Below are 22487 nucleotides of genomic sequence, written 5' to 3'. Positions count from 1 at the left end.
GCTACTTCTTACTGGACTTCGTCGGGGCCGGAGCCGGAGCCAGCGTCGGGGCCGTTGTAGGGTCGGCGGCGGGGGCCGTGGCCGGATCCGTGCTCTGGGTTGTCGGGATGGTCGCCCGCGGCGGCGCGACCGGGGCCGGCGCGTTCAGCAGGTTCGACGGCGGTGCCGGGAACGGATTGGTGCCGTAGGCCGGCGCCACCTGGGCCATGTAGTTCGAGAACTGCGGCCCGGCGATCATGTAGCCGTCGATGCCCCTGTAGAACTTGCCATTGATGGTGACGTTCTGGCCAGCCCGCTGCTGGTTGCCCAGGGGATCGCCAAACCACGTGGCCGTCGCCAGGCCGCTGGTGTAACCGGCCACCCAAGTGGAGCTGTTGGAGTCGTTGGTTCCCGTCTTGGCCGCGATCGGGAAGGTGGTCTTGGTCGAAATCCGGGGCACAATCAGCGCACCAGAACCGCGGTTGAGCACCTCCTGCATGGCATACGCGACGCCGTGGGCCACATCCGGATTGATCGCGTCCCGGCAGTTGGGCGTCTGGGCCGGCAGTTGGGCGCCGGTGGCGTCCGTCACCGAATCGATGGCGATCGGTTCGCAGTACTTGCCGTCGTTGGCGAACGTGGCGAACGCGCTGGCCATGGTCAGCGGCGCCGTCTGGGTGGAGCCGATGAGGTTGCCGAGGGTGGTCATCGGCACCTGGGGATTGGGGTTGTCCGTGCTCGGCAGGCCGCCGTGGATGCCGACGGCGTCGACGATCTTCTGGATCCCGCAGAGATCCACCTGGGCCGCCGTAGCGAAGGTGATCGTGTTGATGGAGTTGGCAAGCCCGTCGAGGACGGACATGTACTTGTAGTAGCCCTCTTCCGCGTTTTGCAGGTCATGGGTGCCGTTGGTCGCGTCATACCAGCCGACGGTCGGGGCGGGGCAGGTGTTCTTCCAGGGGAAATTCTGCGGATATCGGCGCACGGCGCCATTGAGCAGCGTGCTCATGGACTTGCCCTCATTGAGCCATTCCGCGAACGTGAAGGGCTTCATGGTGGAGCCGGGCTGGAAGCCGCCCAGACCGTTGAGGTCGTTGCCCTTGGCGTCCTGGCTGTCCACGTTGAAATTCTGGGTCTGGTCGAACTTGCCGTCGGCCGGGAACCAGACGGTGTTCTGGGCCATGGAAATAATCTTGCCGGAGCCCGGCTGCACGGACACCAACGAGGCGCCCCACTTGTCCGGGTTGGCGCCGGCCGAAGCATCAACCTGGGACTGGGCCACAGCCTGGGCGTGCGGGTCCAGCGTGGTCTTGATGGTCAGGCCGCCGCGGAAGATCTTCCGCTCGCGCTCGGCGGCGTCGGCCCCGTAGGCCGGGTTGTTCAGGAGCAGGTGCAAGACGTAGTCGCAGAAGTACGGTGCGGTCTGTGAATAGGCGCAGCCCTGGCGGGGTTGGGTGACTTTGGTTTCCACCGGCGTCGCGACGGCGGCGTCGTAGTCGGCCTGCTTGATTTTGCCCTGGGTCAGCATCGCCTTAAGGACGAGGTCGCGCCGAACCTTGGCGTTGTCCGGGTTCGCGATGGGGTCGTAGAAGGAGGGGCTGTTCACGACGCCGGCGAGCAGTGCCGCCTGCGGCAGGGTCAGGTCCTTGGCGGTGGTGCTGAAGAAGAACTTGGATGCGGCTTCGATGCCGTAGGCGTCCCGGTTGAAGAAGACGATGTTCAGGTAGCCCTCAAGGATCTGCTCCTTGGTGAACTTCTTCTCCAAGGCGATGGCCAGCTTCATTTCCCGGAGCTTGTCCCCGACGCCCTTGTTGACGCCGTTGAGGAGGACCTCGTCACCCTTGCCTTCGGCCTCCAGCGAGGAGTTGATGACGTTGTTCACGTACTGCTGCGTAATCGTGGACGCGCCCTGCTTCTGGCCGCGGGCGGTGCTGACGAGGGCGCGCAGGATGCCGGTGGTGTCCACGCCGCCGTGCTCGTAGAACCGGTTGTCCTCGATGGCGATGATCGCGTCCTTGATGTACGGGGACATCTGGTCCAGCGAGACGCGGGTGCGGTTCTCCGCGTAGAGATTGGCGATCACGCTGCCGTCGGAGGCCAGAATCGTCGTCGACTGGCTCGGCGGATCGACCTTCAGCTCTGCCGGAAGGGTGTCAAAGAACTGGATCGAACCGCTCGCCGCGCTGCCCGAAACGGCCGCCGCGGGGACCAGGAGCCCCGCCACCAGGACGCCACAAATGGCGCTCACGCCCAGGAAAAGAAGGATCTTTCCGAGGGTGGTGGCCGTGTCGAATAAAGGGTTCTTACCAGTCGCCATGTTTTCCACTTTACCGGCAACGACTAGGCTTTATGTCATGACCAAATGGGAGTACGCCACGATTCCGCTCATCATCCATGCCACAAAGCAGATCCTGGACCAGTGGGGCGAGGACGGCTGGGAGCTCGTCCAAGTTGTTCCGGGCCCTGACGGAAACGGCCTTGTTGCCTACCTGAAGCGGGAGAAGCAGTAGCCATGAGCACCCCCTCTGAAGCCACCCCGGCCACGCCGGCAAACCCGGAAAACGTCGCCGAAGGCACCGCTGCCTCGACGGCCGGCGCAGCAGGCCAGACCGGCGGCACGGGCGCGTCGTCCGCCGTCGAACAGCGCCTCGCGGAGCTGGGCCTGACCCTGCCCGACGTCGCGGCCCCGGTGGCGGCCTACGTTCCGGCCGTCATTTCCGGCAATCATGTCTACACCTCCGGGCAGCTGCCGTTCATCAACGGCAAACTCGAAGCCACCGGCAAGGTGTCCACGGGCTCGGAAGGCGCCTCCGACGAGTCCACGGTGTCCCCGGAAGCCGCGAAGGCATACGCCGCCGTCTGCGCCGTCAACGCCCTGGCGGCGGTCAAGAGTGTGATCGGGGACCTCGACCGCATTACGCGGATCGTCAAGGTGGTCGGATTTGTTTCCTCCGATCCTTCGTTCACCGGCCAGCCCGGTGTCATCAACGGCGCCTCGGAGCTGCTGGGCCAGGTCCTCGGCGATGCCGGCCAGCACGCCCGTTCCGCCGTCGGGGTATCCGTCCTGCCGCTCGACTCTCCTGTTGAAGTCGAACTGATCGCCGAATTCGCTTAGAAGGCCGGTTAGTTCTTTGCCTCAGTTAGCACGTCGCCTGTTCGTTCTGCCCCCCGATCTTGAAGGAGCAGCACGCAGCTGGCTTGAACACGGTGAACGCACGCCCCGCGCCCCGCGCTTCGCCTCCTCGGTGATCCTCCTGCGGGACTCGCCCACGGGTCTGGAGACCTGGCTCGGGTACCGGACGGGGTCCTCCCCGCTCGGTGTCCTGGCCTTCCCCGGCGGATCGCTCGAAACGTCCGACGACGACGCCGTCGGCTGGCTTGGTCCCTCGCCCCAGCACTGGGCCGAGCAGATGGGGACCTCCGACGTCGGCTTAGCGCGCCGCCATGTGGTTGGCGCCATCCGTGAGCTGTTCGAGGAGACCGGCATCCTGCTGGCCGGCCCGGACCTGTCCACCACGGTGGAGTCGACCTCCAGCGCGGAATGGATGCGCGCCCGGGAAGCCGTGGCGGACCAGGAGAAATCCTTCACCGACGTGCTGGCCAAGCGCGGGCTCTCCCTGCGGACGGATCTACTCAAGCCCCTGGTCAACTGGCTCAGCCCCGACTTCGCGCACCGCCGGTTCAACACCCGCTACTTCGCTGCCACCCTGCCCGTGAACCAGCAGCCCTCCCTGCTCGCCAGCAAGGGCGTCTGGGGCCGCTGGGTCTGCGTCCGCAAGGTTGTCAGCGAACGGGACACCACGGTGCTCGGCGACGAGGTGGGGCAGGAGAACACCGTGGGCCGCACCCTGGGTGAACTCCTGGTTCCTGGCTCGGAGATCATGCTCGAGAAGATGGCCAAGGCCAACGGCTGCATCGCCTACCTCAGCTACAAGCGCAAGGCCCACGTCTACCAGCCCAAGCTCGTCGAGGAAGAAGGCCGGCTCATGCTCGAAGTCGAGGCCGCCAAGACGGTTGCCGGCGAACCCCAGCGGGAGCGTTAAGCCCACACCGCGTGGCCCCGCCTGGCTAGGGTTTGTGACTGCCTGAGGGGTGTGGCGGCCTGACGGGGCTGGCCCGTCCTAGGACATGCCCTCCGTTGGCGCTGGCCGTTGGACATGCTGGCGGTATGTCCATTCCTGGCTTCCGGGGCTGGGCATGTCCCGGCCATGGGTCTGTGAAGAATGGGCATGTCCCACGGACAAGTGGGTACCAACGACCGAAGGCCGGTCCCGTTCATTCCGGGGCCGGCCTTCGTGGTTGCTGCTCAGGTTTCCTAGCGGGAACGTTGGCGCAGTCGCTGCATGTCGAGGATGACGACCGCGCGGGCTTCCAGGCGAAGCCAGCCGCGCTGGACGAATTCAGCGAGGGCCTTGTTGACCGTTTCGCGGGAGGCACCGACCAGCTGGGCGAGCTCTTCCTGCGTCAGTTCGTGGGCGACCAGGACGCCGTCGGTAGCGGGGCGGCCGAAGCGGTCGGCCAGATCCAAGAGCGCCTTGGCCACGCGGCCCGGAACGTCGGAGAAGACGAGGTCGGAGAGGGAATCGTTGGTACGGCGCAGGCGGCGTGCCAAGGCCTGCAGCAGCTGGGCCGAAACCTCGGGACGGGTGCGCAGCAGCGCATTGAGGCTTTCGTTCTTGAGACCGGCCAGGCGGGTCTCGGAAACTGCCGTAGCCGTCGCCGTTCGCGGGCTGGGGTCAAAGAGCGCCATTTCGCCGAAGAGTTCGCCCGGGCCGAGGATGGCAAGCAGCGATTCTCGGCCGTCCGGCGACGTGCGGCCGAGTTTCACCTTGCCGGAGACGATGAAGTAGAGCTGGTCACCCTGATCGCCTTCCCGGAATACCGAGGCACCGCGTGAAAGGTCCACCTCGGTGAGTTCGTCCGTCAGCAGACGGAACGCCTCGTCGTCGAGCGTGGCGAAAAGGGGTGCGCGGCGCAATACCTCGATATCCATGAAATCTCCTGACTAGCTGTGTCGGCTGGGGCGCTTCAGCCATTCTTTCAGAATTTTGGCGCGTCTGTGACGTAGTTGGCACTGAAACGCCCGAAGGGCTCGAAAGCGGGGTCCCGGAAGTCCCCGCCGATCCCGGAAGACCCGGCAGGCCGGCGGCCGATCGGCAAACGTTCAGCTTACACCGCTAGAATCGTGGCTGAACTGTCTGTGAGGAGCCCCGGTGTTTGGCTTGACCATTTTGGACTTGGTGTTGGTTGTGGCGCTTTTGTCCTACCTGATCCACGGCCTTCGCAACGGCTTCCTTGTGACGCTCGGAGGCATCGCGGGATTCGCTGCGGGCGCGGTCGCCGCATTCGTGTCCGTTCCCATCGTCAGCGGGCTCGTGGAAGACAGCGGCTGGCGTCTGACCGCCATCGTGGCCACGGCCATCCTGCTGATGATCGTGGGGAACGGGCTAGGCACCATGATCGGCCGGCGAATCCGCAGCGTCATGCCGTTCAGCCCCCTGCGGGCGGCGGACCGTCTCGTGGGCGGAGGCGTGAACGTCGTCGTGTCCGCCCTGGTGATGTCGATGCTGGCATTCAGCATCGGGGCCCTGGGCGTGCCCTTCGTGTCTCAGCAGATCGCCGAATCCAAAGTCATCGGCTTCATCGACGGCGTGACGCCCACCCCGGTCAAGGCGTCAATGGCCCAGTTGCGCTCCGCAGTGATCGGCGAGGGCATCCCCACCCTGCTGGACGGCATCGGCCAGGGCCAGCCGGTCGCCGTCCCGGACACGAGCACGGATACCCCGGCACTGAACAAAGCAGCCGCGTCGGTCCTCAAGATCGCCGGAACCGCCTACCAGTGCGGCCAGAACCAGACCGGCACCGGCTTTGTCGTCGCCCCCGGACGCGTGGTGACCAACGCCCACGTGGTCGCAGGCGTCGATCAGCCGGTGGTGGAAACGCCCGGTGGCGGCGCCCTGCCCGGGCGCGTTGTGTACTTTGACACCCAGCACGACCTCGCCGTCGTGGCGGTGGACGGCCTGCAGTCGGCACCCCTTCCCCTGACCTCTGACCTGCCGTCCGGCAGCGCCGCGGCCTTCGCCGGCTATCCACACGGCGGTCCCTTCCAGTCCAAGCCGGCCACGGTCCAGGACATCACCACCGTGCTGGTCCCCGACATCTACGGCAACAATGCCGCGCCCGAGAACGTGTACCGGCTCGCCGCCGACGTGCAGCCGGGTAACTCCGGAGGCCCGCTCCTGACCATGGACGGGCAGGTGGCAGGGGTGGTCTTTGCCAAGGCCACCGCCGAGTCCTCGCTCGGATTCGCTATCACCATGACCGACCTCGGCCCCGTCGCGGCCCAGGCACCGGGTCTGGGCGGCGCCGTCTCGTCCGGACACTGCGTCAAGAAATAGCCCGGCATTTACGCCACGCGCTGTTCCTTGCGGTTGCCGGCCACGAGCACTCGCGGGGCCGCTCCCGGGCGATCACGATCCCCCGGGAGTAACCGTTCGAAGTGGAACTCCTGCTCCGGCCGGCCGAAGGCTTCAAGCCAGGGGACGTCGTCAGGGCTGCGCACATCCACGGGATTGAGGTCGATGCAGGCCCGCCACACCACGCGGGGAAGTTCCGCGGGCGCGGGCAGCGGCACCGGGCCGGAGGCGACGCAGCGCAGGACCGGGGGAGGGTGCCCGAACACGGACCCATCCCGGACACGGACCCTACCCCGGACACGGACACAGATCCTGCGCGGCCCCCACAGGGGACATGCTCAGTCTTTGGCCGCGTGCAGTCCGGCGAGGTATTCCACCGCGAACCGGTAGCCCAGGATCCCGGCGCCGGCAATCACGGCCTTGCTGATGTCCGACAGGTAGGAATGGTGCCGGAACTGTTCGCGGGCGTGCACATTCGTGATGTGCACCTCGACCGTGGGCAGCGCAACGGCCGAAATGGCGTCCCGGATGGCGACGGACGTGTGCGTGTAGGCGCCGGCGTTGAGCACGATTCCCACCGCTTTCCCGCGTGCGGCGTGGATGGCGTCCACGAGGGCCCCTTCATGGTTGGACTGGAAGCATTCGACGTCCAGCCCGTGCGCCGCACCGGCATCTTTGGCGAGCTGTTCGACGTCGGCCAGGGTCGCCGTCCCGTACTTCTCGGGCTCGCGGGTGCCGAGCAGGTTCAAATTGGGTCCGTTGAGAACAAGGATGGTGCCGCGGCCGGCAGCGCTGGCGGGGGAGGCTTCAGTCATGTCAGCAAATCTATCGCGCCCCGGCCCGTGTGCGCTGTTCGTTACTGCCACACCCTTCGTTACTGCGGACTTTGCGCGCCGCGCCAAAATCCGCGGACAACATTAACGGCGGCGGCGCCTCCCACCGGGGGGGAGGCGCCGCCGTCGTCATGCGCCGGTGTCGAAACACTCCGGCGCCCCGGCCTGTTTCTGCCGGCTACTTCTTCAGCGAATGCGCGATCTGGGCCATGACGGTGTTGTCAGCGAGGGTGGTGGCGTCGCCGACCTCGCGGCCTTCCGCGACATCTTTGAGGAGCCGGCGCATGATCTTGCCGGAGCGGGTCTTGGGCAATTCCGGCACTACGAGGATGGTCTTGGGCTTGGCGATCGGTCCGATCTCCTTGCCGACGTGGTTGCGGAGTTCGGCGACGATCGCGTCACCGGAGTCCACGGCGTCCCCGCGCAGGATCACGAAGGCCACGACGGCCTGGCCGGTGGTCTCGTCCGCGGCGCCCACGACGGCGGCTTCGGCCACGGCCGGGTGGGAGACGAGGGCGGATTCGATCTCCGCGGTGGACAGGCGATGGCCGGAGACGTTCATGACGTCATCCACGCGGCCCAGGAGCCAGATGTCGCCGTCCTCGTCCTTCTTGGCACCGTCGCCGGCGAAGTACATGGTCTCGAAACGGGACCAGTACGTTTCCTTGAACCGTTCCGGGTCGCCCCAGATGCCGCGGAGCATGGCCGGCCAGGGTTCGCGGATGACGAGGTAGCCGCCGGAGCCGTTGGGCACGGATTCGCCGAGTTCGTCCACGACGTCCACCGCGATGCCGGGCAGCGGGACCTGGGCCGAGCCGGGCTTGGTGGCCGTGACGCCGGGCAGCGGGGCGATCATCTGCGCCCCGGTCTCGGTCTGCCACCAGGTGTCCACGATCGGTGCGGGGATCGACTTCCGGCCGCTGTCGGCACCGATGACCTCGCGGTACCACATCCAGGCCTCGGGGTTGATGGGTTCGCCCACCGAGCCCAGGACCCGGATCGAGGAGAGGTCGGACTTGGCCGGTATCTCCTTGCCCCACTTCATGAAGGTGCGGATGGCGGTGGGGGCGGTGTAGAGGATGGAGACCTTGTATTTCTCCACGATCTCCCACCAGCGGCCCTGGTGCGGGGAGTCCGGGGTTCCTTCGTACATGACCTGGGTGGCGCCGTTGATGAGCGGGGCGTAGGCGACGTAGGAGTGCCCGGTGATCCAGCCGACGTCGGCGGTGCACCAGTAGACATCGGTCTCCGGGTGGAGGTCGAAGACGGCCTTGTGCGTGTAGGCGCCCTGGGTGAGGTAGCCGCCGGTGGTGTGCAGGATGCCCTTGGGCTTGCCCGTGGTGCCGGAGGTGTAGAGGATGAAGAGCGGGTGTTCGGAGTCGTGCCCGACGGCGGTGTGCTCGGCGGACGCGGCGCCGACGGTGTCGGCCCACCAGTGGTCCCGGCCCTCGTGCCAGTCCACGTCCTGGCCGTTGCGCTTGACCACCACGACGTTCTGGACGGTGTGGCCGTCGTGGGCCAGGGCCTCATCGACCGCCGGCTTCAGGGCGCTGGGCTTGCCGCGGCGGTAGGTGCCGTCGGCCGTGACCACGAGCTTGGCCTCGGCGTCGTCGATCCGGGACCGCAGGGCCTCGGCGGAGAAGCCGCCGAAGACCACGGAGTGGATCGCGCCGATCCGGGCGCAGGCCAGCAGGGTGATGACGGCCTCGGGAATCATCGGCAGGTAGACGGCCACACGGTCGCCCTTGGCCACGCCCAGTGACTCGAAGGCGTTCGCGGCCTTCTTCACTTCCTCGGTCAGCTGCGCGTAGGTGTAGGTGCGGGTGTCGCCGGGCTCGCCCTCGAAGTAGATGGCCACCCGGTCCCCGTTGCCGGCCTCGACGTGCCGGTCCAGGGCGTTATAGGCCGCATTGACCTCGCCGCCGACGAACCACTTCGCGAACGGCGGGTTGGACCAGTCCAGCGCCTGGGTGAAGTCCTTGGACCAGCTCAGCAGCTCGCGGGCCTGCTTCGCCCAGAAGGCGGGACGGTCGGCGTCGGCCTCGGCGTAGTCAGCGGAGGTGACCACGGCATTCGCCGCGAACCCGGCCGACGGCGCGAAACGGCGGTTCTCCTGGGACAGATTTTCGAAGGCATCGCCCTGGGGCGCCTGCGTGGCAGTGGTGCCGGGTGTCTGCTGGGACATGGTGAACCTCATCATTCATCGATCCGTGCTGAGCGGACGTTCGTGCCGCCTCCGCGCCGGGCCGCATGCGCGACGTCGGGCGGCGGCAGATCACGGCAGTGCCGCAAGAGCTGTTCTGCAATAAACACTAATACGCGGGTCCGACCAAACGTGCGCCCCGTCACAAAGAGCGCCGTGAGCGGTGTTTGTTAAGCGCCGAGTGGTCTCTTCGGCGGTCGGACGTGCCCGTTCCCGCCGCGCCCGGCGGAGGCGCCGGGGAACCGAAAATACAGAGAATTCTGCTGTGGGCGCCCTCGGCTTGTCAGCTAGTGATCGGCCATGCACTTGGCTAGGCTGAGATGAAGTTGTGACATCCGATGGAGGCGGCGGGACCCGTTAGCGGGCCCGTCCTTGCCTGCCGTTAGACGGCGCTGTCCAGGGCGCCGCCATGCTAAGGAGATACGGAATGAACGAGCAAGACAACGGGCAACTCCGGGCGCCCGCCCAGAACCAGGGCGGCGCGGCGCAGCCGGGGCCAGCCGGGTTCGGGGACGCGCCGCGCTTCACCGTGGACAAGAAGACCGCGAAGAAGAACGAAGCCATTCTGGGTCCCTTCACCATCCGGGATCTGACCGTGTTCGGCTCCACGCTGCTTCTCTTCATCGCCTCCCTCATTCCGATGTTTGCCTTCTCCTACAATCTGTGGAACCTGGGCAGCCTCTTCTTCCTGGGCCTGGGCATCGTGCTGCCGCTCATTGTCACCGTCTTGTTCGTGGCGCGCCGGCTCAGCCCGGGGACGAAAATCCGGGTCGGATCGCTGTCGATTGATCAGTTCGCGTCCGTCGTGGCGTCCTTTACGCTCGCTTTCTTCTTTCTCGCCGCGGCCGGGGCCTTCGTGCCGAGCATGCTGATAGCCCTCCTGGGCGCCGCGGGTCTCTTCGCGGCCACGGTCCTGGCTCGGTGGATCCCGTTCTTTGCCGGCGACTTCCTGGGCCGGGAGGAAGCGCCTGCCCACGTGGTGGCCCGTGAAGCCGTTGTGCCGGTGCAAAAGCCCCGTGCACCCAAGACGCCGAAGGCACCCAAACCGGCCAAGGCCGCCACAGGAACCGGCGAATCCAAGGCGGCCGCCTTCGGGGCGGCCGCAGGCCGGGACAATCGACCGGCCACCGCCGGCCAGACCGCCGTGCCGGCAGCACCTTCACCGGTTGTACCGTCGCCCGGGGTAGCTTCGGCGGGTGCAGCGTCCGTTGCAGCGACGAGCGCTGCGGCTTCCAGCGCGCCGGCAACCCAGATTTCCGGCGTTGTGCCACCCGCTGGCGCGGGTGGTACGGCTGGTGCTGCGCCGTCCGCTGCTTCCGCCCCATCAGCGTCGGCTCCGTCAACGCCGTCGACGTCGGCTCCGTCCCCGGGGCCGGTTCCCTCCGCTGAGCCGGCGTCCGCCGCGGAACAAACCCAGGCCGCCGGCGTCGCGGCTTCCGGTGCCGTGGCCGGGGCTGCTGCATCGACTTCTTCCGTTGCCCCGGCCGCTTCCACCGGCACCGCCGCGGAACAGACCCAGGCCGCCAGCGTTCCGGCTGCCTCCGGCGGCAGCGCACCCACCACGGTCCACCCTCAGGTCCGGCCACAGGAACAGGTCCGGCCGCAGGAACCCATCGGAGCCACCGTCGATCCCGCCAGCCGTGCCGCCGAGGACGACGTCCACCCCGTGCACGAGGCCTTCTGGTTCGCCGTCGCACAGCCCCGCACCGCCGTCGACGAGCGCACCGGGGCGCCGGCATTCGTCGTCGAGCCCGGCGGCTGGGTCCTGGCCCTTGAAGACCGCGGCAACGAATTCCTGGTCCAGCACACGGACGGGCGGCTCGGCGTCCTGCGGGACCTCAGCAACATCGAACGCGGTTAGCCGTCCGTGACCACGGAATCCGGCAGAAGGGAATCCGGTACCAAGGAATCCGGCGGCAAGGCCCCCCGCAGCACCAAGCCCGGTGCCCCGCGGGCGTCGGAGTCCCTCCTGGCGCTCAAGCGCCGGGCCCGCCGGATCAACCGGGCCCTCGCGGAACAGTACCCCTATGCCCACGCGGAACTGGATTTCCGCAGCCCGTTTGAGCTCGTGGTGGCCACTGTGCTGTCCGCCCAGACCACGGATGTGCTGGTCAACCAGATCACGCCCCTTTTGTTCGCGCGCTACCCTGACGCGCGCCGGATGGCGGAGGCGGAACCGGCCGAGCTCGAGGCCATCATCAAGCCCACCGGCTTCTTTCGCGCCAAGACCAGGAACCTCCTGGCGCTGTGCAACCGGCTCGTGGACGAGTACGACGGCGAGGTGCCCGGCCGGCTGGAGGACCTGGTGACGCTGCCCGGCGTCGGGCGGAAAACCGCGAACGTGGTGCTGGGCAATGCCTTCGGCATTCCGGGCATCACCGTGGACACCCACTTCGGCCGCCTGGCCCGGCGCTTTGGCTGGACAGACTCCGATGATCCGGTCCGGATCGAGTCCGATGTCGCCGAACTGTTCGAGCCGAAGGACTGGACCATGCTCTCGCACCGCGTCGTCTTCCACGGCCGCCGCGTCTGTCACGCCCGCAAGCCGGCGTGCGGTGCCTGCGCGGTAGCGAACTGGTGCCCCAGCTACGGCGCCGGCGAGACCGACCCGGAGAAGGCCAGGAAGCTGTTGAAGTACGAGCTCGCCCCGGGGCAGGAGGCACTGCTGGCCCGGCTTCTGGCCGAGACGCACCGCGCTGCCGAAATCCGGATGGAATCGCAGAGGAAGCAGCCGTGACCGCGCGCCAGGACCTCGTCGACCTCGTTGCCGCTGTCGTGGCGGGCACGGCGCCCGCGCCGGATCCACGCTGGCGGGAACTCGCCGTCGAGCCCGGCGAACGGGTCCGCAAGGCCGCCGTGCTGATGCTCTTCGGGGCGCTGGACAACGTCCCGGCGGTGTCCGAGAAGCTGCTGGCTCCGGCCGATCTGGACGTTCTGCTGCTGCAGCGGGCGCAGACCCTGGATGACCATCCCGGACAAGTGGCCTTTCCGGGCGGGGGCATCGACCCGGGCGAGTCGGTGATCGCCGCGGCCCTTCGAGAGGCCGAAGAGGAGACGGGGCTGAACCCAGCGGGTGTGGACGTCCTCGGGGCGATGCCCGAGCTGGCCCTGCCGCGGGGGAATTTCCTCGTCACCCCGGTCTTGGCCTGGTGGGCCGCCCAGTCGCCCGTCCGGGTGGTGGATTACGGCGAATCCGCACAGGTGTTCCGGGTTCCGGTCCGGGATCTGCTGGATCCGGACAACCGGGTGATGGCCACGGTCAGCCGGGCCGGCCAGACGTTCCAGAGCCCCGCGTTCACCGTCAACGGCGTGGTGGTGTGGGGGTTTACCGGGATGATTCTGAACCAGCTGTTCGAACAGCTGGGCTGGGCGGTTCCCTGGGACCGTGCGCGGCTCTACGGGATCGATGTGTGAGCCACGCCCGGCGATGCGTGCGGCCGATTCTACGCCGGCCTGTTCTACGCCGGCCTGCCGGCTGATCCGCTAGCTGGCCCCCACGCCGCTGCCCACCAGGGCAGCAGGTGCCACTGCCGCCGGCCGGCTGGCGGCTCGCCGCTGAGTGCCGGAACGATCCACAATCAGACCGGTCGCGGCGTTCTCACGCACAGCGGTAATGCCCGCCGCCGCGCTCTTAATGGAGCTGAACAGCGGCGAAACGGCGACGACCGTTCCATCCGGTGCCGTCAGCCGAAAAAAATACGCCTTGTCTCCAGCTTGTGCGATCTCAAACATGCCAGCCAAATTTGTGCCTCCCCAATTCCTTGCGTCATTGCAATAGCCAGCGGAAAGAACGGGAATCCGCCGGCCTTTTCGAGCCTAGTCGGGTGATGGAGCCCACACAACGCTACCGACGGGTACGTTACGGATGGTGTCCGAGGTCACTCATTTTGCGTTGTCGTACGAGTCCACGACCGCCACGCTGACCGGAAATTCCACCGGAATCCGGCCGAACAGGAGCTCTTTGGCGGCAGCCGCTGAGTCCTCGATCGCCTGGATGCAGTCCTCGACGGCGCCATCGGGGCAGTGCACCATCACTTCATCGTGCAGGAAGAAGACCAGTTCAGCCGCGGCGGTGCCGTCCGACCGCAGGTCGCGCAGCCGCCGTCGCAGTTCCGCCAGCCAGCAGGCCGCCCAGTCGGCGGCCGAGCCCTGCACCACGAAGTTCCGGGTGAAACGTCCGCGCGAGCGGGCGATCGAGTCCGCCCGGCGCTGTTCTTCCGCGGTAGTCGAGTGCTGGCTGCGCAGCCAGCGATCCGACGGCGGAGGGCTGCTGCGGCCCAGGCGGGAGGTGACGGTCCTCCCGGCTTCGCCGTCGCGGGCAGCTTGCTCGACGAAGCCCACGGCGCGGGGATAGGTGCGGGCAAGTTGGGGCATCAGGCGCCCGGACTCGCCCGTGGTTGCGCCGTAGATGGCCCCGAGGAGGGCTACCTTGGCTTTTGCTCGGTCGCCCCCGAAGCCTTGTGCCGCGATGCCGGCGTAGAGGTCCTTGTCCCGGGCGGCCTCGGCCATTTTGGAATCCTGCGCGAGCGCGACGAGGACCCGCGGTTCCAGCTGCGAGGCGTCGGCAACGATCAGCTTGTGGCCGGGATCGGCGTGGACGGCGCCGCGAATCTGGCGCGGAATTTGCAGCGCCCCTCCGCCGCGCGACGCCCACCTCCCCGACACCACGCCGCCCACCACGTACTCGGGCTGGAACCTGCCGTTCTTGACCCACGCGTCAAGCCACACCCAGCCGTTGGCCGCGTGGAGACGGGCCAGCTTCTTGTAGACCAGCAGCGGCTCGATCGCGGGGTGGCTGGATTCCTTCAGCTCCCATTGGCGGGTGGTCTTGACCTCGATGCCGTTCCGGTGCAGGGCGCGCATGAGCTCCTGCGGTGAGTCCGGGTTCAGCGCGGGTGAGCGCAGCAGTTGCCTGAGTTCGGCGGTGAGCGCTTCGAGTTTGGCTGGGCGCTGGCCCGGAGCCGGGCGGGGTCCGAGGCAGTCCGCGAGGATCTGTTCGTGCAGTTCCTCACGCCAGGGCACGCCGGTGTGTTGCATTTCGGCGGCGATCATGGCGCCCGCGGATTCGGCCGCGAGCAGCAGCTGGAGCCGTTGGCGCCGGTTGGCGTCTGGGGCGTCGGCCGAACCGCCGGTCGTGCCGGGGGCCGTTGCCGGCGCGGCTCCCGCCTGGCGGAGCGCGTCCTGCTGGGCGGCATACTCGGCGCGGAGTTCCTCAAGGGACTGGCCGGGGCGCTGGTCCCGGGCCGGGGCATCGAAGAGTGCGCCCTGCTCCGGCGGCGGGGGAGGGGGCTGCAGGGCCCGCGGCGGCTGGTGCAGCTCGTCGTCCTGCGTGAGTTTCTCCGCCGACCGGGCATAGCCGGTGTGGGCGGTGAACTCCGAGTGGGCCAGAATCGAACCGCACAAAGTCAGGTCGTAGCAGCGCTCGAGCTCCACGCCGGCCCGCAGCAGCGACGGATACCAGTCCTGCGTGCGGTGCCAGATCCAGCGCGGGCGCCGCTTTTCAAGCCCGCGGACGACGCCGGCGAGGTCACCGGCGCTCACCACCCGTGGCTGTGGATTGGACGGTGCGGGGAGGCCATCCGCCGTGAGTTCCTGGAGAGCCGCGCCGTCGGCGTGGGCGGCAAGCAGGAGGTACATAGGGTCAATTCTGCCCTGCTCCGGAGCGTGCTCGGTGCGCACTGCCTGGCGAGGCTGCAGAGGCCGGGCCCGGTTTGTCCACATAGCCGACGACGGCGGTTACGCTGCGCTTCCCGGACAGGCACAGTGGCAGCATGAACAGGCACCAGCCACCCGGCCCGGACTCGCCACCCCCGCAGGACGGGGGGCCGTGGATTCCCGGGGAGTCCGCGGAGACTCTGCTCGTCACCGGCGCCGATGTTCTGCGCGGCGAGGTGGAGCGCATCGTCGCCGCTGCCGGGGGCCACCTGCGGACAGTCCGGGACGCGGCCAATGCCGCGCCCTTCTGGGACGCCGCGGGCGCCGTACTGGTTGGCAGCGACATCCGGGAGTTGCCACTTCGAAGGAGGGCGCCGGCGGTGCTCGTCGGAGTCAAGGATGACGGCGACGGACTGTGGCAACTGGCCGCCGCCATCGGGGCCGAACGCGTCGCCGTGCTGCCGGATGCCGCCGCCTGGCTGGCGGAATACCTGAGCCGGTCCCGCGCGCCGGAAGCCGGCGGACTCGTTGTAGGCGTGACGGGCGGCTGCGGCGGTGCAGGGGCCACGACCGCCGCCATCTGGGTCGCGCAGGCGGCCGCCGGGCTCGGGGCGCGCGTGGTGCTGATCGACGGCGACCCCTGGGGCGGCGGACTGGAACTGGCGTTGGCCGCCGAGGACGCTCCCGGGCTCCGCTGGCCGGACCTGGCCGGGGCGAGCGGCAGTATCGATCCCGCCCAGCTCGACGATGCGCTCCCGAAGGCCGGGGGATTCTCCTTCCTGTCGTGGCCGGGCACCCGGGACGGTGCAGCCGGCGTGGACGCGACCTCGGTGGCCGTGGTTCTCGACGCCGCCCGGCGGGGCAGCGAGCTGGTCGTGCTGGACATCGGCCGGGGACGGGAGGCTGTGCGATCCTTCGCCTGGGAATGCGACCGGATCGTGGTCGTGGCGCCGGCCCGGCTGCGGGCGGCCGTCGCCACGGCCCGGTTGGCGCAGGAGCTTCCACCGGTAGATACGACGCTAGTGGTCCGGGCCAGTCCGGGCGCTGCCTTGGATGCGCCACTGATTGCGGAGTCCGTGGGGCTTCCCCTCCACGGGGTCATGCCGGAAATCAAGGGTCTGGCGGCGGCCACGGAACTCGGCCGCCTCCTCGACGCCGGCCGTCAGCGCTCTGTCCGCCGTCTCACCGCAGGGCTCCTTGACCTGGACCGGGGTGACGTCTGATGAGCGCCCATTCGGCCGCGGACCCCGCCGAACCGGAACGGCTTACCCGGCGGGCGCCGGGCCGCCGCCGCTCGCAGGGATTTCTGGACCCGGCGTTGCTGGAATCCGTGCGCGAGTCAGTCATGACCGATTCCGCCCCGGTAACCCCCTCCCGGGTCGCAGCGGCCCTCCAGGCGAGCGGACGGCTGCTTGGCACGGCCGGCGCCCTTGCAGCTGTGGAAAGTATCAGCGCGGAACTGAGCGGATTGGGTCCCCTGCATCCGCTGACCCGGGATCCTGCTGTGACGGACATCTTCGTGAACGGACCGGACTCGGTCTGGCTGGACCGCGGCAACGGCCTGGAAAAGGCGCCCGTCCTCTTTTCCGGGGAACCGCAGGTCCGGGCGCTCGCGGCGAGGCTGGTGGCAGCCGGCGGCCGCCGCCTGGACGACGGTTCGCCGTGCGTCGATGTCAGGCTCGACGGCGGCTACCGGGTGCATGCGGTGTTGCCGCCGATTTCCCCGGCCGGGACCCTCTTGAGCGTGCGAATCCGCCGGACTTCGGTCTTTACGATGGCCGAGCTGGGTCGCAAGGGCATGTTCGGGAGCGGGGCATGCGGCGGGCTGGTCCAGTCCGTACTCGAACGCATGGTGGGGTGCAGGCTGAGCTTCCTCATTAGCGGCGCCACCGGCTCGGGGAAAACCACGCTGCTGGCGACGCTGCTGGGGTTGTGCGGCCCCGGAGAACGTCTCGTCCTCATTGAGGACGCCGCGGAACTTAATCCGGTGCACCCGCACGTCGTCACGCTGGAATCCCGGCACGGAAACCTGGAAGGCGGGGGTGCCGTGGACCTGGGCGAACTAGTTCGTCAGGCCCTGAGGATGCGGCCGGACCGGCTGGTGGTGGGTGAATGCCGCGGTGCGGAGGTCCGGGAGTTGCTGTCGGCCATGAATACCGGTCATACGGGAGGCGGCGGGACGATTCACGCGAACGCTGCGGCGGCCGTGCCTGCCCGGCTGGCGGCGCTCGGCGCGCTCGCCGGCATGGGCCAGGATGCCGTGCGCTTGCAGGTGGCGAGTGCCATCGACGCCGTCGTGCATGTCGAGCGGAGCGGGACCGGGCGCCAGGTCGCGAGCATCGGAATCATGGAAGCACAGGAATCCGGGCTGGCTGTCACCGCTGCACTGGAAGTACTGAGGGACCGGGCCCGGTTCGGCCCGGCCTGGCCGCGGCTGGCGGACCGGCTCGGCCTGGATCCAGCGGTAGCCGATGGAACCAACACCGGGGCCCGCCCGGCGCCCGAAGCACGCCCGCCGGGTTCAGGAGCCGAACACCCGCAGTCATGGACCCCGCGATGACGGCGCTCCTGATCATCGTCCTGCTCTTGGCCCTGCGGCTGGCCTTTCCCTCCCCGCGTGTGGCGGGCCGCCGCACTCGCAATGCCCTGCACGGCGCCGGCCCGCGGAGTTTCCTGCCCCGCGAGCAGCCATCCAGCACTCGGAGCCCGGGTCGGTCAACAGGTCTGCGCAGTCGTGGCCGGAGGGCCGTCCCAGGTCTCCGCCGCGTGTTGGCTGGAGGCTCCGCGGGGGTGGGGGCCGTGCCCATGACAGTTGTGGTTCAGCAGCTGGCCGCGCTGCTGAAAGGCGGACGCACCCCCGCCCGCCTGTGGGATGAACTGTGGGTGCTGTACGGCGCGGAGGCTGCGGAGCAAGGGGCCGCGGTCAACAGAACTGTCGACGCTTCGGTCCGTGCTTCAGTCCGCGGCGCGGGCCGCGACGGTGCCCAAGTCACGTCCGGGCCGGTGCTTGACCCGGAGTCGCTCAGAGTCCTCGCGGCCGCACGTGCGGCCGCCCTGGGCGGGTCCTCCGTGGCCCGGGCGATCCGCCGCAGGGTATCCGGCGGGCCGGCCGGCGGGGTCAGCGGCGCTGGAGCCGCCTTTGGCGGCGCCGTGAGCGTCCGTGCCGGGCGCGACGCCCGGGTGTGGGGCGAGCTCGCCGCATGCTTCGACACCGCGGAGGCCAGCGGGTGCCCGCTGGCAGACGTCCTGGCGCGCTTTGCCGCGCACCTTGAGGCGGAGGACGACGCCGAAGGTGCCCGGCAGACGGCTTTGGCGGGGCCCCGGGCAACCATCCGCTTGCTGACCTGGCTGCCGGTATCGGGTTTGGGGCTCGGCTTGCTGCTGGGAGTGGACCCGATGGCTACGCTCCTTGGAAATCCGTGGGGCCTCTTGGCGTTGGCCGCAGGGGTGGTCCTGACCGCCGCCGGCCGGGTGTGGTCTTCGAAGCTCGTGCGGGCCGCGGCGGGAGCGCACTCGTGACTCCACCGCCGCCGTGAGTCCCGGACTCGCCGGAGTTGTGGTGGCCGCCGGCCTTGCCGGTGCAGCCATTATGGTCCGCGGAGACTCTGGCCGCGTCCGCCGAAGACTCCACCGCCAAATCCTGGCCCCGGCGGACGGGTCCGGACTGCGTCGGGGGACCCAGGCCGGCCGCCAGCCCGGCTATCCGGGTCTGCGGGACACCGCCATGATGCTGGAACTCATCGGCGCCATGCTGGATGCGGGAGCCGGACTGGGCCGGTCCCTGGAACTCATCGCCGCCCTGGTGCCGCAGGAACTCGGACGGCAGCTTCGGCCGGTGGTGTCAGCCCTTGCCATTGGCGCGGACTGGGACACGGCATGGCACAGTTCAGGTGGCCAGGCGTGCGAACTCCTTGCCCTGCGCGACACCCTCACGTTCGCCGCCCTCACGGGCGCTCCGTCCTCGGCCCTCCTCTATGCCCAAGCGGCCCGGCTTCGCCGCGAACGGAACCGGGCTGCCGAGCAGCGTGCCGCGGCGCTGGGCGTGAAGCTGGTCGTGCCTCTGGGCTTGTGCTCCCTGCCGGCATTTGTCTGCCTCGGCGTCGTGCCTGTGCTCCTGGGGCTGGTCCCGGCCTGATGCCCGCGGGCGGGCGGCGCCCCCGACGCCGCATCGCCGCTGGTCCAAGGTTTATTCAAGTTGCTGGGGGATACCTTGGGGGCAGGCACCGTCGGAGTATGAGCGGTCTCGTGCGTCGGCTACTCACAGCGCTTCTGTGGCGCCTCGAATCCTCAGGGTTTCTGGGATTTCGTATCGAGTGGAAGCCACGCAGGGGGGCAGATCAATGATTCGATTGCAGAGGGCGGGCGTGATTGCAGCGCTGAGCCTATTGGTGATGGCGGGTTCGGCGGTGGGGGCCGGTCCGGCGTCCGCCGCAACGCCGACTTGTCAGCCGGGGGCGCCTCAACCTACCAACCAATACCCGGGCACAACGGTGATTGCGACCAACTTCGAATCGGGGAGCATCACGGCTTCGGGCTTCAACGCCCCCGTCACGGCCGGGACCGGCACGGCCGACGTCTCCTCGGCTGAACAACACTCGGGCCGCTGCTCAGCCCATGTTCACGTGACCACGGATGCTGGTTCCTTGGCCAATTTTTCCGCACCGCTTCCTGCGGGCACCAATGAGGTCTACGCCGACGGATGGTTCAACGTCACCAAGGAAGGCGTCGCGGGCAACAACGTCCCCATGTTCCGGTTCTTCAACGGAACCACCCGGTTCGTGGACGTCTACCGCTCCAACGGCGGCGCCGGCCCCCTGTGGCTGCGCGTAGCGGCGCCCGACGGCACGCTCGGCTACACCGCGATGAAAGTGAACGTCCCGCTCGGTACGTGGCACCACCTGGTCATGCACGTAATCCCCAACGGCGCCTCCTCCACCATCGAGGTGTGGTTTGACGGCCAGCTCCTCTATTCCAGCAAGCAGGTCGCCACGGCCTTCACCGCGGTCACCCAGATGCAGCTCGGCGCAGAGCACCGACGGCAGGCGGGCGACAGCTACATTGACGACGTCGTGATCAAAGCCGGCAAGGCCGGTGGCCAGCTTCCCGGAACCTTCAACCCCACCGCTCCCACGCGTGTCCTTGATACGCGGAACAGCTCACCGGTCCGGGCGAATTCCGCGGTGTCGTTCCAGGTCGCGGGGGTCAACGGGATCCCGGCGAAGGTCTCGGCGGTGGTGTTCAACCTGACGGTGACCCAGCCCCGGTCCGTCGGCTTCATCACGGCCTACGCCTCCGGCGCCGCGCGGCCCAATGCGTCCAACCTGAACTTCTCTGCCGGCCAGACGGTACCGAACCTGGTCACCGTCCCGGTGGGAGCCGACGGCAAGGTCGCCCTGTTCAACAGTTCCTCCGGGTCCTCCCAGCTGATCGCTGACGTGACGGGCTATTACGTCACCGGAACGCCGGCGACGGCCGGTTCCTTCAAGAGCCTCTCGCCGGCCCGGCTCCTGGACACCCGGAACTCCTCGGCAGTCGGCGCGAATTCCGCAGTCTCCTTCCAGGTCGCGGGAGCCAACGGAATCCCCGCCTCGGTCGCGGCCGTGGTGTTCAACCTGACGGTGACCCAGGCGAAGTCCCTGGGCTTCGTGACCGCGTACGCGTCCGGTGCGGCCCGGCCCAACGCGTCCAACCTGAACTTTTCCGCCGGTCAGACGGTCCCGAACCTCGTCACGGTCCCGGTCGGGTCCGACGGCAAGGTGACGCTGTTCAACAGTTCCTCGGGCACGTCCCAGCTGATCGCCGACGTCGCCGGCTACTATCTGCCCGGCACACCGACCGCGACCGGCGCCTTCAAGGCCGTCGGCCCGACCCGGATCCTGGACACCCGCAATACCAAGCCGGTGGCCGCGGATTCCGCGGTGTCGGTCCAGGTCGCCGGCGCCAACGGGGTCCCCACCGGTGCCCTGGCAGCCGTCTTCAACCTCACCGTCACCTCGCCCAAGTCCTTCGGCTTCATCACCGCCTACCCGAACGGTTCAGCACGGCCCAACGCGTCCAACCTGAACTTCTCCGCCGGACAGACGGTACCGAACCTGGTCTCGGTGGCGCTCGGCTCGGATGGAAAGGTGGCGCTGTTCAACCGGTCCTCCGGATCCGCCCAGCTCATAGCCGACCTCGCGGGGTACTTCCTCCCCTAGAAGCGCGTTATTGAGGTTCCAGCGCACCGAACTGAACCCGAGAAGCTGTAGTCGCAGTATGGACCGCAGCACCTCGGGTTCAGTTCTGCGCCCGGTCAGGAGTGGCCGTTAGTCGGGTCAGGCGGGTACTTCGTCGGGCCAAGGCATGAGCGGGGCGCTGTCGTGCCGTCCGTCCGCCGGCGTGGAACAGCCCGTGAGTTCTCCTCCACAGGCCGCCGTGGCGCCGGTTGCGGGCATGTTTTCCACTTAGCGGACTTCGTGGCTTACCGCGCCGTGCCCAAGCCGGGAGAGTCGAATCAGCCGGCGATCCTGCCGGTGTCCCGTGGAAGGAAAGCAGATGTCAGTCAATCAGGACACTCCCGCTGCGAAACGCATAGACAGCGGGGAAGATGGGGTTGCCGAGGTGTACGAAATCTATCCCGGCGCCAGTTTGGTTGTTCCCGTTCAGCCGAACGGACGCAGGAGGCCGCTCTCGGCGCAGGCAGGAATGGCAACGATGATTGTTCTTGCAAACGGCGTGTCTGCACCCTTGGTGTCTCAAAACCTGCGACGGAATGCGGGCGGAGCCCAAGTGTGCAGAATCAAAACGTAAGGGACGCGTGTTGGCCGAGGCACCCTCGGCCCCGGTCTGGCGCACACGACAGAATCAATGAATCAGGGCAATTATGAGGTCAATGGCGACGTGGATGACGTCACGCGCCATCTGATCCGACGAGACGTAGGATGTGACGCTGGACCGAAGGACGCCCAGGAATTGGACTAGGCGAGGGGGGTTCCGTTCGTTGGAATCGGCTGCTTGGGGGTTCACCTTGGCGAAGCCGTAGAGCAGAGTCTTGATGAGGAAGCTCTGGAACGAGGATGCGAGAATGCGGAGCCGGGTGCCGCCACGAGAATTGGTCATACACCCCTGTGTGCGGCGCTCCGGGCCTCGGCGCAGCCAGCCCGGACGTCCACGGGAGATGGGGGTTCGAATGAGGTGTCAGCCGCCCACGCCTCCACATGCCTCAGTCGAGGTGGGGCAGGGAGGAAGCCGGCTTCTGCGATGCCGTAGCCGAAGACCTATTGTTCGCGGCCGACCCTCAGCTAGCGCATGTTCGCTTCCCGCCAACATTTCCACCCGCTGGGACTAGGACTGCAGGATCGCGGTGGTCAGGGGCGCGGCGTCATACCGTACGGGCCCGGCTCCGATGGATAGGATCGAACG

The 22487-nt window shown here is 68.2% G+C and carries 20 protein-coding genes; 12 read left to right on the top strand and 8 right to left on the bottom strand.

Going from position 1 to position 22487, the window contains the following annotated elements; all coding sequences use genetic code 11:
* Position 1 precedes the first annotated feature (1 nt).
* Positions 2 to 2296 carry a transglycosylase domain-containing protein gene (locus C9424_RS06870; RefSeq protein WP_116766154.1) on the bottom strand — a complete coding sequence of 765 codons (2295 nt, stop codon included), beginning with the start codon at positions 2294 to 2296 and terminating at the stop codon, positions 2 to 4.
* Between the two features lie 37 nt (positions 2297 to 2333).
* Between C9424_RS06870 and C9424_RS06865 the strand changes: the two genes are divergently transcribed.
* Genes C9424_RS06865 through C9424_RS06855 form a run of 3 tightly spaced genes read left to right on the top strand, consistent with a single transcriptional unit; the run spans position 2334 to position 4022 of the window.
* The gene (locus C9424_RS06865) at positions 2334 to 2489 is read left to right on the top strand and encodes a DUF4177 domain-containing protein (protein ID WP_009359196.1); all 156 of its coding nucleotides are present in this window, start codon (positions 2334 to 2336) and stop codon (positions 2487 to 2489) included.
* 2 nt (positions 2490 to 2491) lie between these two features.
* Positions 2492 to 3094 (top strand): RidA family protein, encoded by a 603-nt coding sequence (locus C9424_RS06860; protein WP_116766153.1) that lies wholly within the window; start codon positions 2492 to 2494, stop codon positions 3092 to 3094.
* A gap of 16 nt (positions 3095 to 3110) precedes the next feature.
* Complete coding sequence (locus tag C9424_RS06855; RefSeq protein WP_116766152.1) at positions 3111 to 4022, top strand: NUDIX hydrolase; 912 nt, start codon at positions 3111 to 3113, stop codon at positions 4020 to 4022.
* 272 nt (positions 4023 to 4294) lie between these two features.
* Here C9424_RS06855 and C9424_RS06850 read toward each other — a convergent pair whose 3' ends face one another.
* The gene (locus tag C9424_RS06850) at positions 4295 to 4972 is read right to left on the bottom strand and encodes a Crp/Fnr family transcriptional regulator (protein WP_011693220.1); all 678 of its coding nucleotides are present in this window, start codon (positions 4970 to 4972) and stop codon (positions 4295 to 4297) included.
* A 220-nt stretch (positions 4973 to 5192) separates the two neighbouring features.
* Here C9424_RS06850 and C9424_RS06845 point away from each other — a divergent pair, with 220 nt between their 5' ends.
* Positions 5193 to 6377 carry a MarP family serine protease gene (locus tag C9424_RS06845; protein WP_116766151.1) on the top strand — a complete coding sequence of 395 codons (1185 nt, stop codon included), beginning with the start codon at positions 5193 to 5195 and terminating at the stop codon, positions 6375 to 6377.
* A gap of 8 nt (positions 6378 to 6385) precedes the next feature.
* Here the strand turns inward: C9424_RS06845 and C9424_RS06840 are convergent, their stop codons facing one another.
* From C9424_RS06840 to acs, 3 genes are all read right to left on the bottom strand, one after another.
* Complete coding sequence (locus tag C9424_RS06840; RefSeq protein ID WP_237563336.1) at positions 6386 to 6661, bottom strand: DUF2332 family protein; 276 nt, start codon at positions 6659 to 6661, stop codon at positions 6386 to 6388.
* A gap of 72 nt (positions 6662 to 6733) precedes the next feature.
* Entirely contained in the window at positions 6734 to 7210 is a 477-nt protein-coding gene (aroQ, locus tag C9424_RS06835; protein ID WP_091256046.1) for a type II 3-dehydroquinate dehydratase, read from the bottom strand.
* A 196-nt stretch (positions 7211 to 7406) separates the two neighbouring features.
* Positions 7407 to 9413: an acetate--CoA ligase gene (gene acs, locus C9424_RS06830; RefSeq protein WP_116766293.1), complete on the bottom strand. Its 2007-nt coding sequence runs from the start codon at positions 9411 to 9413 to the stop codon at positions 7407 to 7409.
* Between the two features lie 445 nt (positions 9414 to 9858).
* Between acs and C9424_RS06825 the strand changes: the two genes are divergently transcribed.
* From C9424_RS06825 to C9424_RS06815, 3 genes are all read left to right on the top strand, one after another.
* Entirely contained in the window at positions 9859 to 11292 is a 1434-nt protein-coding gene (locus tag C9424_RS06825; protein ID WP_116766149.1) for a hypothetical protein, read from the top strand.
* Positions 11293 to 11400: 108 nt separating this feature from the next.
* A complete protein-coding gene (gene nth, locus C9424_RS06820; protein ID WP_116766292.1) occupies positions 11401 to 12168 on the top strand; it encodes an endonuclease III in 768 nt (255 codons plus the stop codon).
* Positions 12165 to 12845 carry an NUDIX hydrolase gene (locus C9424_RS06815; protein WP_116766148.1) on the top strand — a complete coding sequence of 227 codons (681 nt, stop codon included), beginning with the start codon at positions 12165 to 12167 and terminating at the stop codon, positions 12843 to 12845. The genes nth and C9424_RS06815 overlap by 4 nt, the downstream gene beginning before the upstream one ends.
* Before the next feature lie 69 nt (positions 12846 to 12914).
* Here C9424_RS06815 and C9424_RS06810 read toward each other — a convergent pair whose 3' ends face one another.
* Together C9424_RS06810 and C9424_RS06805 are read right to left on the bottom strand one after the other, a co-directional pair.
* A complete protein-coding gene (locus C9424_RS06810; RefSeq protein ID WP_116766147.1) occupies positions 12915 to 13163 on the bottom strand; it encodes a YegP family protein in 249 nt (82 codons plus the stop codon).
* Positions 13164 to 13313: 150 nt separating this feature from the next.
* Positions 13314 to 15068, bottom strand: a complete 1755-nt coding sequence (locus C9424_RS06805; protein ID WP_116766146.1) for a bifunctional 3'-5' exonuclease/DNA polymerase — start codon at positions 15066 to 15068, stop codon at positions 13314 to 13316.
* Positions 15069 to 15202: 134 nt separating this feature from the next.
* Here C9424_RS06805 and ssd point away from each other — a divergent pair, with 134 nt between their 5' ends.
* The 5 genes from ssd (at position 15203) to C9424_RS21635 (ending at position 21283) form a co-directional block, all read left to right on the top strand.
* Positions 15203 to 16309: a septum site-determining protein Ssd gene (gene ssd / locus C9424_RS06800; RefSeq protein ID WP_116766145.1), complete on the top strand. Its 1107-nt coding sequence runs from the start codon at positions 15203 to 15205 to the stop codon at positions 16307 to 16309.
* Positions 16309 to 17646, top strand: a complete 1338-nt coding sequence (locus tag C9424_RS06795; protein ID WP_116766144.1) for a TadA family conjugal transfer-associated ATPase — start codon at positions 16309 to 16311, stop codon at positions 17644 to 17646. Before ssd ends, C9424_RS06795 begins: the two co-directional genes overlap by 1 nt.
* A 245-nt stretch (positions 17647 to 17891) precedes the next feature.
* Complete coding sequence (locus tag C9424_RS06790) at positions 17892 to 18605, top strand: type II secretion system F family protein (RefSeq protein WP_116766291.1); 714 nt, start codon at positions 17892 to 17894, stop codon at positions 18603 to 18605.
* A gap of 13 nt (positions 18606 to 18618) precedes the next feature.
* A complete protein-coding gene (locus tag C9424_RS06785) occupies positions 18619 to 19221 on the top strand; it encodes a type II secretion system F family protein (RefSeq protein ID WP_237563335.1) in 603 nt (200 codons plus the stop codon).
* Positions 19222 to 19576: 355 nt separating this feature from the next.
* Positions 19577 to 21283, top strand: coding sequence for a hypothetical protein (locus tag C9424_RS21635; RefSeq protein WP_202615797.1), 1707 nt, complete (start codon positions 19577 to 19579; stop codon positions 21281 to 21283).
* A 646-nt stretch (positions 21284 to 21929) separates the two neighbouring features.
* On the opposite strand, the gene C9424_RS06770 is transcribed toward C9424_RS21635, so the two are convergent.
* Positions 21930 to 22184, bottom strand: coding sequence for a hypothetical protein (locus tag C9424_RS06770; protein ID WP_116766143.1), 255 nt, complete (start codon positions 22182 to 22184; stop codon positions 21930 to 21932).
* Positions 22185 to 22487: the final 303 nt, after the last annotated feature.

This window comes from Arthrobacter sp. H-02-3, assembly GCF_003097355.1.
Lineage (GTDB): Bacteria > Actinomycetota > Actinomycetes > Actinomycetales > Micrococcaceae > Arthrobacter > Arthrobacter humicola.
The sequence above is the reverse complement of the archived record's forward strand: the minus strand, read 5'-3'. Positions and strand labels throughout refer to the sequence as shown.